At 50.7% G+C, this 15,338-nt stretch carries 10 protein-coding genes; 4 read left to right on the top strand and 6 right to left on the bottom strand.

Annotation, left to right across the window (positions count from 1 at the left end; translation table 11 throughout):
• Positions 1-63: 63 nt before the first annotated feature.
• Positions 64-1,839 (bottom strand): GGDEF and EAL domain-containing protein, encoded by a 1,776-nt coding sequence (locus tag AAC076_RS01520; protein WP_339842588.1) that lies wholly within the window; start codon positions 1,837-1,839, stop codon positions 64-66.
• 192 nt (positions 1,840-2,031) lie between these two features.
• On the bottom strand, positions 2,032-2,490 hold the full coding sequence (locus AAC076_RS01515) for a GNAT family N-acetyltransferase (protein ID WP_339842587.1): 459 nt from the start codon (positions 2,488-2,490) through the stop codon (positions 2,032-2,034).
• 239 nt (positions 2,491-2,729) lie between these two features.
• Here AAC076_RS01515 and AAC076_RS01510 point away from each other — a divergent pair, with 239 nt between their 5' ends.
• Both AAC076_RS01510 and AAC076_RS01505 read left to right on the top strand, forming a co-directional pair.
• The gene (locus AAC076_RS01510) at positions 2,730-3,050 is read left to right on the top strand and encodes a DUF2388 domain-containing protein (RefSeq protein WP_339842586.1); all 321 of its coding nucleotides are present in this window, start codon (positions 2,730-2,732) and stop codon (positions 3,048-3,050) included.
• An 84-nt stretch (positions 3,051-3,134) separates the two neighbouring features.
• A complete protein-coding gene (locus AAC076_RS01505; protein WP_339842646.1) occupies positions 3,135-5,084 on the top strand; it encodes a DUF4105 domain-containing protein in 1,950 nt (649 codons plus the stop codon).
• 131 nt (positions 5,085-5,215) lie between these two features.
• Here the strand turns inward: AAC076_RS01505 and AAC076_RS01500 are convergent, their stop codons facing one another.
• From AAC076_RS01500 to AAC076_RS01490, 3 genes are all read right to left on the bottom strand, one after another.
• Entirely contained in the window at positions 5,216-5,899 is a 684-nt protein-coding gene (locus tag AAC076_RS01500) for a nitroreductase (RefSeq protein WP_339842585.1), read from the bottom strand.
• A 526-nt stretch (positions 5,900-6,425) separates the two neighbouring features.
• Positions 6,426-11,327 carry a hypothetical protein gene (locus AAC076_RS01495; protein ID WP_339842584.1) on the bottom strand — a complete coding sequence of 1,634 codons (4,902 nt, stop codon included), beginning with the start codon at positions 11,325-11,327 and terminating at the stop codon, positions 6,426-6,428.
• Positions 11,328-11,401: 74 nt separating this feature from the next.
• Positions 11,402-12,271: a restriction endonuclease gene (locus tag AAC076_RS01490; protein ID WP_339842583.1), complete on the bottom strand. Its 870-nt coding sequence runs from the start codon at positions 12,269-12,271 to the stop codon at positions 11,402-11,404.
• A 334-nt stretch (positions 12,272-12,605) separates the two neighbouring features.
• On the opposite strand from AAC076_RS01490, the gene AAC076_RS01485 reads away from it, so the two are divergent.
• Together AAC076_RS01485 and AAC076_RS01480 are read left to right on the top strand one after the other, a co-directional pair.
• Positions 12,606-13,001 (top strand): DUF4398 domain-containing protein, encoded by a 396-nt coding sequence (locus tag AAC076_RS01485; RefSeq protein ID WP_339842582.1) that lies wholly within the window; start codon positions 12,606-12,608, stop codon positions 12,999-13,001.
• A 46-nt stretch (positions 13,002-13,047) separates the two neighbouring features.
• Positions 13,048-13,890 (top strand): OmpA family protein, encoded by an 843-nt coding sequence (locus AAC076_RS01480; RefSeq protein WP_339842581.1) that lies wholly within the window; start codon positions 13,048-13,050, stop codon positions 13,888-13,890.
• A gap of 147 nt (positions 13,891-14,037) precedes the next feature.
• Here the strand turns inward: AAC076_RS01480 and AAC076_RS01475 are convergent, their stop codons facing one another.
• Complete coding sequence (locus tag AAC076_RS01475) at positions 14,038-15,330, bottom strand: hypothetical protein (protein ID WP_339842580.1); 1,293 nt, start codon at positions 15,328-15,330, stop codon at positions 14,038-14,040.
• Positions 15,331-15,338: the final 8 nt, after the last annotated feature.

Here is a 15,338-nt window from a genome sequence, read left to right as displayed (position 1 = left end):
ACAGGGAAACCAGATTTAGAGCGCTGAAAGATGCGCTTGGAGGTAATGACTGCCTTTCAGCAATCAGGTGGGCTGCTTTGCCAGCCAATCGGTCAACATGTCGGGCAACATAGGCCTGGCAATATGGTACCCCTGACCCTCATGGCAGCCCCAGCTCCGCAGTAGCTCAAGCGTTGCAGCGTCCTCTATACCCTCGGCCACCACCCGATAGTCGAGACGGGAGGCGAGTTCGATAACCGCCTGGACCAGCGGCCTGTTCTTCTCATTGGTGTGCAGATCGCGCATGAAAGTCTGGTCAATCTTGACCGTAGTCGCAGGCAGATCCCGTAGATATGTCCAATTGCTATAGCCGCTACCAAAGTCATCAATTGCGATTTTGATACCCAGCTCACTGATCCGGTCGAGCTGCTCACGCACGGCCTGGGGTTTGTTGATCAATGCCGTTTCAGTGAATTCCAGCTCCAGGCTGGATGAGTTGATTCCCTTCTGGTCAATCAGCGCAGCAAGCTCGTTGGTAAAGTCACTGGTTTCCAGGTCAGTAGCCGATATATTGATTCCCACCTTGAGGTTGATCCCCTGGGACTGCCAGACAGAAGCCTGCGCGACTGCCGCATGCAGGACTCTCATGGTGATGGGGCCGATCAGGGCGGCTTTTTCTGCAAGGGGGATGAACTCAGCCGGCCCGACCGGACCGAATACGGGGTGCGTCCAGCGCAACAGGGCTTCGACTGACTCACAGCGACCTGAATTCAGGTCGATACGCGGCTGGTACACCAGAAAAAGCTGATTATCCGACTGCAGCGCCGCAGTCATGGCCGAGAGCAACAGAAATGCCCTTTGCTGTGCATCGTCCAGGCTCTTGTCATACCACTGCCAGCCTATCTGGCGATCCCGCGCATCGTCAGCAGAACTGATGACCAGCCGCAACCAGTCCTGGTCATTCGCTTGATCGCGATCGATAGGCAGAACCCCGACGCCTGCACACAGCTGTATCGGAATACCATTGCTGATCACCGGCAGGGCCAGGTCATCCAGAATGGACTGAAACAGAGAGGGCCCAGCCTCGGCCTGAGCTTCATCCAGAAGAAAGGCGAAACGCGTAGGGCTTACTTTGTACAAGGTGCATCCTTGCGGTAGCAGGGCTTGCAGACGTCTTTTAATGGTCAGAAGCAGTTCGTCGGAGAAACTGTAACCGAGCGCCTTGACTATGTCGTTCAGAAACAGCGGCGGGATGACGTCGACGGCGGCCACGGTGCAACCTTCTCCACTGCTGATTATCGAGCGGATCCGCTGTTCAAGCATCACCCGATTGAACAGCCCGGTCTGCTGATCGACGATAGCAGCATCACGCAAGGTCGATATGCGCTGCATGACCAGTCCGGCCAGACTCTGCAGCAGTGCCAGATCACGCCCGGAAAGCGCCGGTCTTGGCTCGGTGTCGATGATGCATACGCTGCCCAGACCCAGCCCGTCAGCGGTGGTCAGAGGCACACCAGCATAAAAACGTACGCATGGCTCACCGGTCACCAGTGGGTTATTGGCAAACCTTGGATCAGACAGAGCATCTAGAACCTGAAAGGGCTCGTCGTCGAGAATCGTGTAAGCGCAAAACGAATCCAGACGAGCCGTCTCGCGTATATCGAACCCAACGCTCGCATTAAAAAACTGGCTATTCTCGTCGACCGTGGAAATCAGCGCGATAGGTACCTGAAAAGCAGCCGCAGCCATCTCCACAACGCGCTCGAATATGGGATCCGAGAAGCTCTCCAGAAGAAATAGCTCCTTGATCCGTAACAGCCGTTGCGGCTCGTTGCCTGGGACAGGAGGTCCTTGAGTCATAAGACACTCTTTCTAGAGGCAGAAATAACGTCGACGGTCTGACACGAGTTCAAGTGCGACCATATATTTTTATAGAATAACTTGCTGACAATAGAACAATGGCCAATGGCCCTCAAGCAATAACCTTTGTGTTTCCTGAAATTTTGACCTGAAGCAACGTAACAATGTTTGCTTGCAAGCTGCCCTGCCTGACTAGAGCTTTCGTTGCATCAACCAGTGCTCCTTGCCCCAGGCATGGAAGCGCTCCATATATTCCCATCCCCGCTTGGCGTAGTAGTCACCTCGATCATGGGTATGCAAATACAGTCGCTCATGGCCCTTGGCTCTGGCTTGGGAGTAGACGCCCTCAATCAGCTGCTCGGCCAAGCCGCGCTGCCGTGCGTGCGGGGCAACGAGAACGCAGGCAAGCCAGGGCCCCAGGTCCGGACGCTCGGACAAGTCGTCTTTTGCGAGGGATGCACCACCTAAAAGCTCGCCATCCTGCAAGGCGATCAAGGTTTGCCATTCGCCATTGTTCTGGCCGTCCCGAAACTCTCGCTGCCAGTCAACCAGGGGTTGCTCGCTGTATTCGTACGCAAATTGTTGATGCACCCAGAGCGCAAAAGTATCGCTGTAATCCAGATGATCACGTAATAAAACTAACCGGAGCATGTGCGTTGCCTTGCATCTTTATCGGGGGGCGGGATCTTAGCAAATGACGACTCGGCGCGCCGGGGGCGTTTTGGGAGGGCTGGTCCTGTGGGCAAAAGACAGAACCTGACCCTCAACTTCTAAAGCGACTCACAACAAGAGAGTGACACTGGGCATATACAGGCTAGAATCAACCACAGCGGGCCTGCAATGGCTCGGTATTACATGCCCTTGGGCCTGGTCTCTCTCTAGGAGTTTTCATGAAGATTCGCTCTATAATCCTTGCTGCTGGTTTGGTTGGTTTTTCTGCAATGGCTTCCGCCTCCAGCTTTATTGGCACCACCAATGCGGTAGGCAACGTTCTGGTCGATATAGCTGAAGCCCTGGGTGACAGCACTGCATCTACATTTGGCTCGAACAAGGTCGTATTGGATGCCCGGGATGACGCTGCCAGCTTCGTCGGTAGTGACGGTCAAGTACGCGGCGTTAACCTGGAGGCGGCGCTGGGCCACATTCGTCACCAGATGCCTGAGCTCCAAGCCACTGATATGCAACTGGCAGAGGCTATTCTGGCCCTGTGATCGCAGTCCTGAACGCCCAGTCTTTTCAGGGCGCCATTCCCATTGCGTCTTGATATACGCCCCGCTCTTGAGCGGGGCGTAGCCGTGATCGCGATTGTCCTCTGTCTGGCATCGCTGATCTGGGCTGCTCCTGCTCATTCGGCCTTGAATGTGAAACTGGAGCAGGCCGAGCTTAGCCCTGAGCAGCGCCAGGCTAGCGAGCAGTTGCTTGAAGCAGCGCTCAAGGCCCTGCCCCCCCAGTTGGTTTCAGAACTCGACCGTGAGATCGTTCTACGCTGGTCTTCCAGACTGGCGCATAGCGTCATGGGACGGGCTCGCTATGATGGTCAAATACTCCTGAATCAGCGTTGGCTCGATGCGCTGGTGCAGGGGGAGGATCAAACCCTGCCCGCTGGACGGCAGCACGCCACCCTGCAACGGGAACTGCAAGCCACACTGGTACACGAGCTTGCGCATTTTTACGACCGAGGCCAGTTCTGGCCTGCGCACGAGCGTGGCTTGTTACGCACATGTGCCAGGCAACGCAGCAGTCTCGGCCCGGTTGGCCTGCCAGTGGAGTGCCAAGGCCAGTCCCAGCGACGCTTTACTCTGAGCGACGACCCCAGATTACTTGAGCTCGCCGGTTGGCCCGCACGTATAGGTGGCCGCGGCGAGGTAGAACAGCAGAATGATCAATACCTGCGCACGCCGGATGCCTATGAACTGAGCAACCCACGCGAGTTTGTTGCAGTCAATCTCGAGTATTTCCTGCTCGACCCGCAATACCGATGCCGACGGCCGGGGTTACACGACTATTTTTCCGAGCATTTTGGCTGGGCGCCAAGCGCCACAGCCGACTGTGCTCCGGGTTTGTCTTATCTCAATGGTGGGTTGGATGTAGACCAACCAGTGTTGGGGCAGCTCGACGAGGCGCGTATCTATCAGGTGCATTACCTGCTGGCCGAGCCAGAGGGAGCATTGGTCAGCCGCTGGGGTCACAGCATGCTTCGGGTTGTCATGTGCGCGCCTGGCAGGCCGTTGGGGCCAGAGTGTCTGATGGATATTGAGCATCACCTGGTGTTGTCGTTCCGCGCCTTCGTCGATGATCTGCAGATATCCAGCTGGGATGGGCTGACCGGCGTCTATCCGTCTCGGTTGTTCATGCTGCCGCTGAAACAGGTGGTGGATGAATACACCAAGGTCGAGTTCAGATCCTTGCAGTCGCTGCCACTGCGCTTGACCGCTGAGCAGCAGATCAGCCTGGTGCGTCGCGCCGCCGAGATGCACTGGAACTACGATGGCACCTACTACTTCGTCAGCAACAACTGTGCGGTAGAAACCCTGAAGCTGCTGCGCAGCGGTACCGACCGCCTCGATATTCGCGCTATGGAGACGGTCACGCCAACCGGGCTGAGAGCACTGCTCGGGCACGCTGACCTGCTCGACGAGTCGGTCCTGCAGGATCGTGCCCAAGCCATGCGTCAGGGCTACTATTTCGACTCTTACCGTGAGCGCTATCAGTTGATGTTCAACGCAGCGCGCGAGGGTTTGAATCTACCGCAGCAGAACGTAGAGGAGTGGCTGACGTTGACGCCGCAAAAGCGAAATGACTGGTTCGAGCAGGCCGACTACCGCGTAACGGCGGCCCTGCTGCTGCTTGAGCAAGCAGCTTTAAGACGCCAGATTGCCTTGATTCAGCATGAGCTCAAGGAGCGCTATGTATCCGTGCAGCGCATGGACGATGCCGCCCTGAATGAAACCGGTGAACTCCTGAGCCAGCTACTGCGCGAAAGCGGCTTTCTCAGCCGTCCCGCAGAACTGCTCAAGACTGGCTATGGCCTGCCGCAGCGCCAGGAAAGACAGCAGCTTAAGCAGCTCACTGAAGAGCGTCAGCAGGGACTACACGGACTATCGGTATTGGTGGATGAGCGCGCGCTTGAGATGATCAGCGCAGAGCATCGCAGGGCAGTGGAAGCAACCCAGCGCAATATCAGCGAACTGGGTGCGCGGCTGCGCCAGTTGCACCGCGAGTCTGGAAAGCTTGTACTGCCCTGAGCCAGACAAACCTTGAGTCTTGTCTGAAAAAGAGCTCGCCACCTTGGATTTAAATAGAGTCAGATAAGCATTAAGAGAAATGCTCATCTGACCCCGTTTTCCCGACACCAAAACCAGCCTGGTACGATCAATCAGTCTTCGCGCTGGAAGCCCCGAAAATCGGCAAACTCCCCGACGGTTGCTCGACGCGTGCGCAGCCCGTTGACGGGTGCCTCCCTGTCGGCACAACCCAGGGCAATGCCGCAATACAGCATTTCATTGGATGGCAGCTCGAAATGCTCATGCAAGGTATCACGCACCATGGCCCAGGCTTCCTGCATGCATGTCGCCAGGCCCATTTCCTCCGCGGCCAAAGCTAGCGACTGCATGAACATACCCATGTGCGCCCACTGACCGTGCCCCATCGCACGATCGATAACCATAAAAATGCCCACCGGAGCACCGAAAAACTCGAAATTGCGTGCGAGCGCCTGAAAGCGTTTAGCCTTGTCCTCGCGGGCAATACCCATAATTGCATACATGTCTTCGCCCATCTGGAATCGACGCGAGCGATAGGGCTCATGTAATCCTTCAGGATAAATCGGATAATCACCCGCCTCGCCCTGTGGATTTCGAGCTAAGGCAGCAGTCGCCCGTTTAGTTACCTCGGAACGCGCTTCGCCGCTCACAACGATTACCTTCCACGGCTGCACATTGCCGCCGGAGGGTGACCAACGCGCGGCATCCAGTAACGCCCTGACCGTGTCTTGCTCTACAGGAGAATCGAGAAACGCACGAGTGGAAATACGTTTTTTTAACAACTCAATAACTGACATGCGCTACTCCAATATCCAACACGACGGTTCGAAATGCCAAGCGCAAACTATCAGAATTTACCAGGTTGTGTCTTAGTCAGCGTAAATGGGGTCACGTAAAGGGTGTAGTGCTTTCCGGTCGGGTAAATGGCGGGTAAATGGGGTCAGATGAAAATTAAGAGAAATGCCCATCTGACCCCAATTTGTTTAGATCTTAAAAAACGACGGGGTTGTTCGCTGGGGCTCGCGGGTAGGCAGGTCCACGCCAGATTGACGAGATTATTCAAAGACAAAGCTTAGGCAAAAAACAAGACCTGACCCTCGGCTATTGCGCTCAGCTTCTTTGACCCTAAGCTTCTTTTCAATATCAGCGAACTGGGTACGCGGCTACGCCAGTTGCACCGCGAGTCTGGAAAGCTTGTGCTGCCCTGAGCCAGACAAACCTTGAGTCTTGCCTAAAAAAGGGCTCGCCACCTTGGACGTAAATGGGGTCAGATGAGCATTAAGAGAAATGCTCATCTGACCCCAATTTCTTCCAGCTTCCGATCTAAATTGAAAACGACTGATATTTGATCCTTTCCTGGCTGTACAGCTTTTGAGAAGTATTCAGATAACCTTCAACTTTATTCATAACCGCAATAACCTGTTCATGACGCAACTTAGAGATCGTTGAAATCCTATGACCATTGAAACCATTGATGGAGCCTCCAAGATGAAGACCTTCCTTCCCTGACAATATCCATCTATCATGGATCGGCATTTCGTTATTCAAAGATGGCACTCCGCAGAATATGAAATTGATAAACGGCATGGAATCAGAGCAAATATTAGTATCCCAGTATGAACGAAACACATCGCCTACATCAGCAGCCCCTCCTTCGCTTGTGATGCCGAGTGAACGTATTTTTGAATAATTCGTCAAAATGGTTATATTGAAGTTGGGATCTTTACTAATTGCTTCTGCGATAAAATCAAAAGCCTCTAGATCAAAATATGGGTCAATTACAGTCAGCTCGCTTTTCTCAAGACTTGAAACCCAAGATTGAACAAAACTCTTAACTTCCGCTATCTCTCCAGCACCGAACACAATCTGAGCGTTATTGATATCTGCCGAAGGAGCATCTTTTTCCTCATGAACACACAAATTATAGAAAAGAACAGCCCCATTTACAAGAGAGTTAAAAATAGGAATCATCTTTTGAGAGGTGGTTTTTTGGTTGCTGCATTGACGCCCGATAGCATGTATATAATAACTTAACAATGGGTAAGAATTATCAAAATCATAATACGCTGCATTGTCGACAAACTTTAAAAAGTTAGCTCTTTTTTCTGGAGCATGGTTTTCAGCATTAAGCTTCCCCAAAAGGCTCCAGGTAAGCGTTGGATATTTTGAAGACAAATTTTGATCTCTTATATCAATACTAGAAATATCGAATTCCTCACGCTCCAATTTTTCAGCTTTTTTCTTCTCTATATTTTTTTCAATTATTCGTTTCCGAGCTGGATCCCCATCTACTACCGCGGATAAACCAGCGGCAAAATCCTTGTCCATAGAATAGAGCGTATCAATTAAGCTCCGCCGCCTGTACTCATAATCTTCAGTATTTTCGGCAGTGGACATCAGGACCGCACGCCTGACGAAATCCTTTACAAAAGGCTTATCAAACTCAACCCCAATATTCACTAAATAATCGTATCGGGCTAGTTTCTCAATACCGCAAGTCAAAGAATCAGTAACACTAACAGCTTGTTTAAGTATCTGCTTCTTCAAAGCCAATAAACTTGAGGGCATAGCTTCGATAATTTGTCCAATAATAAAAACCTGATCTGAGCGGGAGGGGATTTGGGCAGTGCGTTTGATCAGTGCAATCCAATTAGTTTCAATTTTATTATTATTTAATTTCAGCTTGTACGCTTCGCAACAAATTATATAACCTTCATGTGTTATGAAATCCTGATGACCTAACCTTTCGCTCAATATGTGGTCGAGCATTGCCGACACTTCGTTCAACTGGGGTCGGGTGTATATTTGGCTGGCGTTAGCGCGCACTATAATATCTATTATTTTTTTTACACTCTCCCAGATTTTGCCATCTTCTTTAAGTGTTTTAGCTATAAAGATATGCTGCTCAAGTTCTTTAGATGATATTTTATACTTGTGATTCTTGACCGGATCAAACGGGTCTCCGGCGATACATTTATTCAGTAGAAATCGTTGTGTTGCGCGCAGAGATTCATCGTGAATTTCTGTGTCGTCCTGCAATACTTGGAGCTTTCTTACAAAAATCTCTTTACTGTAAAGAAACACTACGGGGGCTGACCAATAGAATCCCAACGAGAGCTCTCTTGAATATTGCTCGCCTAGTCTGTCTAAATCTGGCAAAAGATGTTCTTCTAGGACATTACTGAACTCATGCGACTTTCCGGAAAGAAAAAGGACTGAAGCCAGCCGAGACAGCTGTTTCAAACGCGGAATTGAGCCAGAGATAGAATTTATTATGCTTAGCAGTTGATTAAGCTGGTCCGAGGTGTCGAGTTTTTGGTCGCATATAAATTTGAACGCCCTAATCGCCAGATCTGAAGAATAGACCTGCGTATCAATAATGTTTTGGCTTCGGGTCGCGCTGATAGCATTAAGGTCCAAGGCAAGTTTTCGATATTCTTTTGCAATATCTGAGTAGTTGCTTAAGAGTAAATTGTGTATTGAATAAGCCATTTCAATTCTCAACCAATCCCCGTCTATACCCTTCCACGAATTTCTAAGATCCTGTTTAATACTGGTAACTTGCGCCTCACAATTAACGGAAGTTCTAGCTATAGCAAGTAATAATAACGAATTTAACTCGCAGAGCACGTAGTTATTTCTAATTTTATTTCTGAGCTTTATAAGTCGAACTATATCAGACTTACTCAAATCATCCATCGTGCTACAGTATTCAAGCAAAGCATAAACTGCTTCGTTCTGGAATGCTGGAGTTTTAATTTTCCTGGATTCCTGAGCCAATCGATCTATGCTTGCACTGGTTTTGGCTCTACAAACTCTTTTTATTACCAGCATCTGAGCAAGATCTCTGCGCGCACGAGTATTCAATTTGGCAGCCCAACTAAACGCATTATCTATAGATATCGCAGCCTCCCTGGAAAGCGCGTCTTTTATAGAATAGATATGATCACTAGACTCATTAATCAGTTTTTCGAAAATTTCGTTTTTTTGTTTAGTGGAGCATCCAATTTTCTTCAACGCTTCACTTTTTCTTTGCAATCCTGAAATGAGTGTCATTGCTGACAATTTAATTGACTCATCACCAATGTTGTTTTCTATAAAATCTGAAAGCTCAAGAACTCGGGAGGCATTGAGCGCAAACTTCTCTTCAAAAATTATTATGTTTGCAATCAATCGCACATAGTCAATAGTGGGACCCGTTTTCTTTATATCATGCAAGTGTGGCTCAATTTTACCTAAAATTATTTTACCTTCAACTTTACTCATATGCCTTAAAGACCTAAAAATATCAGCATAAAGCGAAGCTGTTGGGTGGTAGTCACTTGTGGATATTATGAGTGACAACACTTTCTCACATAATTTAAAAGCGCCAGCATCAGAAGGAAAAGCCTTTATCCAGTTCCTTAAAATATATATTGCATCGCCCGGCTCTTCAAACTTCTCAAGCCTAGAAATAATTTTCTCGGCTGGAGTACCTTTTTTAAACAAACTTAACATACTCAAAGCGTCGCGCTTTGTCTCCTCTAAACTCTCCATGTTTTCGACTAGCAAGTCGACTGACCCGTCGTCTTTTTTTATTGCTTCTATTGATAAACGAAAGAATGCATAATCTGCTTTATTACTTCCGCCCTTACTAAGTGGGTCGATATTATTTATAAGGTCCAAAGCCATTTCTGGAAACGCAGGGAACAACTCACTTGCGAGATCAGTGATTTGCTCAACACCTAAATGAACAGGATCAATTTTTTTGTAATCTTCTAGGACCCTACGTTCAATCTCAGGATCCACACTATCCATATTTTTTTTCTGATATGAAGCGATCGTCGCAAGGAGCTGCAGCCTTTCTTCAAGTATTTTGGAGGCGGACACAAGACCTACAGCTGATTCGTAGTCATCTTCCTTCAGGTAGCACAACAACTCACTACTGAGATGAGAGGGCGTTCTTAGTCCGGATAAGGCAGACTCTGCATGTGAAAGCCTTAACATCTCCGATTCCGAATTTAGCTCTTTTGCAGCGGTTCTACCAATTTTTATCTGTTTTATAGCTTCATTAATACTATGCGAGCTTCCAAACAAGGTTTTAATGTTATTATTGGACAACTGTGACAGAATTGCCGGATAATCGTTTAGTTTTTCGTGATATGACGTGATTTCGATAATTGTTGAAGAGTCGCTCGCGTTCAACTCGTAGTTAGACACTATTTTTTTTAGAGACACCTTTTCTAAATGGTTAAGCTTTGACTGCGCAAATAATTTAACCCCGTTTGAGGCAAATCGTACAGAGTCGTTTACGATTTCAAGAAATGCAATCTCTGCAACCACTTCCAGCACTTGCTCTTCACTTCTCTCTAGTATCTCAGCCGCTTGATTAGTCTTTAATGGGTGGACTGAAAAGGCAAGCAGCCCCATCAGCGTCTCATTCTTATCTAATATATCTTGACATCTATTCCATTCCGCTTCGAATAGATCAACATTAGGCGATCCAGAACTATATTCTTGCAGAATCTGTTCTGGAGGCATTCCATCTTGGACCAGTCTTCGTATTGTTTCCAGACTTGCAGGAATACCCTTAAACACCCCCATAATATCTCGAATTTGTTGCAAGCTTAGATCAGGTAGTAGTTCTGCGGCCTCGTGTTCATTAAACAATAATATTTCTATCTTTGTGAACTGTGTTTTTCTAAGACTTTTTTCTAGTATGTCGTTACCTGCAGAGAAAAGAAATCTTATAGAACTAGCAGCCAAAGGCATTAAGTCAATTATTGTTTTTACTATATATTGGTCTTGAGAAGGTATCTCGGTCAGCCCATCAATAACGATAAATGCTTTCGCTCCGCTCCTCTTTAGCGATGCGTCGAGATTATACATAAGCTTGCTTAGAGACTTTATTTCAACATCGTGATTAATATTTGCTTCATACCCATTTACATAAAAATATATCTGCCTATAGATATCCGTGATGATATTATCTTCGGCATATGACTGCTTATTAATCACATCTATAAATATGCCAATTGTTTTCTCTATATGCCTTTCAGCAAACTGGCTGAGTAGGGTTGACTTCCCCATCCCTTCATCACCGTTCACAATTACTATTTTTGAACCGGTTTCAAATTTAAGCTCGATTGTATCGAGCAAAGCACTCCGCTTCACCTCATGGCTAAGCTGAGCTTTCCTAAAACATGAAATTTCAAACGGATATATTAGTTGGCCTTCATTTTTCATATGACTTCCACTTCTGCATTGTATTGTGGTTCCCGCAATGGGATTCAGATGAGCATTTCTTCGCTCATCTAACTTCAACCGCTTACCGTCCCCTTGCAACCTGGATACCGGGAACAGCCCCAAAAAGCGTTACCCGCATTAACGCCACGCTTGGCCAGTCGCCTGACCATGGCTGCGCTGCACACTGGGCAAACCGGCTCCTGGTTGGCGACGGGCGTCATGGTCGGCACTACTAACGGCGGTTTTATTTCCACTGTTGCTGTTCTGGTAGTGCGTTGCTGCGCTATCCAGCCTTTAAGTCCAGCACCATCAATCAACTCAATATTCCGGCCGCTGGCGAAGGCTTTTGCTTCGCTGGTGAATTGGCCTGAGGTCACCACGTAGCCACCGGCCGCCCCCTCGGCGGCCATGGCCCCAAAGAACTCGCGTACTACGGGCACGCCCACCTTGAGCGAGCGCCAATGCTTGCACTGCACCAGGTATTTTTCCCCACCCTTGCGCAGAATCAGATCAATACCACCGTCCGCGCCTTTGCCGCCGGTTTCGGTGATGCTGTAGCCCTTTCGCCGAAAGGTCTCGCCTATCAGCAGCTCGAACTGCTGCCAACTGAGGCCATCAATGGTTTTGCCGGGCTGGGTAGCTGTTTTGACGTCGTTGAGGAGCTTTTTACGGCGCTGCCGGCCGAACACGGAGCCGATGGCGCCGAAAACACATAAGAGGGGGATAAGGTAGCGGCCGAACATGGCGAAGGTTTGCCATAGTTGGCTGAGCATCACGCCGGACATGTCGTGCATTTGTACACCGGCAGGCACAACGACGGGCCTGTTGGCCACGGGGTTCAGAATCCACCAACTAACGACGCCGATGAGCAGGCTCGCCCACCAGGGCAGACGGGACAGAACGACCACAACATCTTCGAATGATGAACTACGTTTGCGCGCCATCCATGGGCTCCTGAGCGTGGCTTAATGCCTTGTCTCAAAGGTAAACCTTCCTGTGCGCAAAAACCACCACGGCGTGACCTGAAAAGAGGCGATAACAGCTGGGAATAATTGACCGGTTCTGGGCAACCCTGGGCAGTCCCAGGTAATGGCAGTGGGCTTCCTAAATCGTCAGCTCGGGCATATGAACTTGAACGATTGCCGAACAACGGGGTCAGCTCTTGTGCCGGAAATTTGTACAAGCCCGCTCTAAAAGCGGGTGATCCGGCTATGAATCAAAAAAAGCCCGCGGCTGCAGTTCTGATCCGCCAGGCAAGATTTCCATTGGAGACTGACCATGAACATGAAAACCACCAAGAGCCCCCTATCGCGTTTTCGACTGCCCCAGCTGGCAGCCGTTGCGTTGGGTGGTCTGCTGTTAGCCGGTTGCGCGGGTAACCCCCCGACAGCTCAGTTCGCTCTGACCGAATCAGCCGTGAATAGCGCTGTAAGTGCTGAGGCTACCGAGTACTCTCCGGTGGAAATGCGTTCTGCACGTGAAAAGTTCAAGCAGGCCGAAATGGCAATGCAGGAAGAGAACTATGACGAAGCACGCGTACTCGCTGAGCAGGCCGAGTGGGATGCTCGCGTTGCCGAACGCAAGGCGCGGACAGCCAAGACGCAAAAGGCCCTGAAGGATGCCAACCAGGGGATAGAGGAGTTGCGCGAAGAAGGTATGCGCACCACCGAGTGATCAAGACGTCCCCTTCCCTATTGCCTTCAGCCAAGGATTACCTGTTATGAATAAATTAACGACTATCTCCACCGCACTCGCTGCGGCCATCGGCCTGTCTGCCTGCGCTTCGCAGCCCAACAGCAATCTGCAGCAGGCTGAGGCTCAATATGCCCAACTGCAAAGTGATCCCCGCGCCAGCCAGATGGCCGCACTTGAGACAGAAGATGCTGGTCAGGCTCTGGACAAGGCCAGCCAGGCCTACGAGAACGGTGACGAGGAGCGCGTGGACCAACTCTCTTACGTTGCCCAGCGCCGCATCGAGCTGGCTGAGCAGACTATCGCTTTGCGGTCTGCAGAGAAGGAGCTGGAGCAATCCGCTGCCAAGCGCGCTGAAGCTCAGCTGTCGGCACGTGAGCAACAACTGCAATCAAGCAAGCAGCAGCTTCAGCTGAGTAAGCAGGAGTTGGCGGCACGTGAGCAGCAGATTCGCAAGTTACAGAATGAGCTCGAGGCCAAGCAGACCGAGCGCGGTACGCTCGTTACCCTGGGTGACGTGCTGTTCGACGTCGACAAGTCCGAGCTCAAGCCTTCAGGCGTACGCGATGTGCAGAAGCTTGCCAGCTTCCTGAATGACAATCCCGAGCGTCAGCTTGTGGTTGAGGGCTATACCGACAGCACCGGCGCCGACTCCTACAACCAGCAACTGTCCCAGCGCCGCGCCGAGTCAGTGCAACGTGCTTTGGTTCGTGCTGGTGTTGACTCCAGGCGCATTCAGGTCGTCGGCTATGGCGAGCAATACCCTGTTGCCAGCAACGATTCGGCATCAAGCCGGTCGCAGAATCGTCGGGTAGAAGTAACCATTTCCGACGACGATCAGCGTGTAGCACCGCGCTCTTCGGTAGAGTAAAGCGCGACGGGGCACTTAGTTAGTGCCCCGTGCGTTTGCATTAGAGCCCGCCCCCTTGGCGGGCTCTTTTGTGTCTGGCTGGCCCGGTTATCTGTGTAGGTTCACTGGCCGGGAGTACCGTCGGGCGTTCCCGCGCGCTGGCTACTGCTACTGGTTGACCATGTAGTTAACAAACTGGTTCACATCCAACGAGCCCAGGCCTGTGGCGATATCGTAGCCGGGGCCTGCCGGATAGGATCCTTCTCCGGCGTAGCCATCCACAACGTCGTTGAGGACGTTGGAATTGCTGGGCCCTCCGTTTGTAGGCATCAGTGCGTAGAGGCTCTTCTGAAGCGGCTTGGAGGAGGTGTGGATCGAGGACAACATAGGCTTGTTAGCGGATTTCCTGAACTGATTGGCTATGGCAACCGCGCCCGTAAAGAATGCCGTCGGTACCGCGTTGCCGCCTACAACCAACCACCCTCCGGCTATCGATACATAGACCTGGGCTCCGCTGGACGGATCGGCGTTAAAAACCACGTCCGGCATCGACCGGAACGCAGTGGTGTTGGCATTCTGGACGGCTGGAATCATCTGGTAGCTGGGCATTCTTTCATAGACTGATATACCCGCCGATGAATCAACCCAGGCGGTCTCAAGCGAGAGTGCCGAACTGGATGACAAACTGGCTGACGTGCCCCCAACCGCGATGACGTCCGGAGAAGTGGCCGGAAAGGTCGGCGCAGCGCCGGTGCCCGAAGCCGTGATCCACGTAATTTGAGTATTGGCAAACAATTTAGCCGAGGAGCCTTCCGTAGGGAACTCAGGGGCGCCAAATGGCATCGAGACAATGTTTACACCCAAGCTGACGGCGGTTTGTATCGCGATTTTTATATCATTCTGATTGGTCGTTCTAGCTTCAATGACATAAACAGTCGCCCCCGGGCTCACGGCATTGACCATCTGAACAGCGAGATTACTCTGTATAGCCCAGTCGCTATTCATGCGGTTGCCGGCCTGGTTGATGATGTTCAAGGTGATCGGTGTCTGATTGAATTTCCTCGCCCAGGTATTCAGATCGGCCTGCAGGTTCGGGTAGTGGTACGCCGTGATGATGGCTATTTTGATTCCATATCCTCGAGGCTTGTTGTCCGGTGTAACAACGGAATTGACGTTGTAGGCGTCCAGGAACTGCTGCGGCGTCCATCCACTTGACGAAGCCGTGCTCGCCGAGCTCTGCAAGCTCATGGTCTGCCGAAAGCTTGAGCTCAGCACGGGAGCATCGTCAGTAGCCAGGACGAATGCGGGGCGAAAATCGTCCGCGGCAGGCACGAACTCGACGTCTTCCTGGGCAGGCGTGTCCGCGCTGCTGCTCCCGATTTTGCACCCGGACAACCCCATAGCCACGAGACAGACAGCCACCCACATACCGCGACGAACCCACATGGTTGATTGGTTCATTTTTATCC

Source organism: uncultured Halopseudomonas sp., from assembly GCF_963977355.1.
Classification (GTDB): Bacteria; Pseudomonadota; Gammaproteobacteria; order Pseudomonadales; family Pseudomonadaceae; genus Halopseudomonas.
Note: the sequence above shows the minus strand (reverse complement) of the source record. Positions and strands in the feature narration are given on the sequence as shown.

Excerpts from the sequence above, each read along its gene's own strand:
- AAC076_RS01500 (WP_339842585.1), bottom strand. The coding sequence starts at position 5,899 with ATGTCAGTTATTGAGTTGTTAAAAAAACGTATTTCCACTCGTGCGTTT.
- AAC076_RS01520 (WP_339842588.1), bottom strand. The coding sequence starts at position 1,839 with ATGACTCAAGGACCTCCTGTCCCAGGCAACGAGCCGCAACGGCTGTTA.
- AAC076_RS01480 (WP_339842581.1), top strand. The coding sequence starts at position 13,048 with ATGAATAAATTAACGACTATCTCCACCGCACTCGCTGCGGCCATCGGC.
- AAC076_RS01515 (WP_339842587.1), bottom strand. The coding sequence starts at position 2,490 with ATGCTCCGGTTAGTTTTATTACGTGATCATCTGGATTACAGCGATACT.
- AAC076_RS01485 (WP_339842582.1), top strand. The coding sequence starts at position 12,606 with ATGAACATGAAAACCACCAAGAGCCCCCTATCGCGTTTTCGACTGCCC.
- AAC076_RS01475 (WP_339842580.1), bottom strand. The coding sequence starts at position 15,330 with ATGAACCAATCAACCATGTGGGTTCGTCGCGGTATGTGGGTGGCTGTC.
- AAC076_RS01490 (WP_339842583.1), bottom strand. The coding sequence starts at position 12,271 with ATGGCGCGCAAACGTAGTTCATCATTCGAAGATGTTGTGGTCGTTCTG.
- AAC076_RS01495 (WP_339842584.1), bottom strand. The coding sequence starts at position 11,327 with ATGAAAAATGAAGGCCAACTAATATATCCGTTTGAAATTTCATGTTTT.
- AAC076_RS01510 (WP_339842586.1), top strand. The coding sequence starts at position 2,730 with ATGAAGATTCGCTCTATAATCCTTGCTGCTGGTTTGGTTGGTTTTTCT.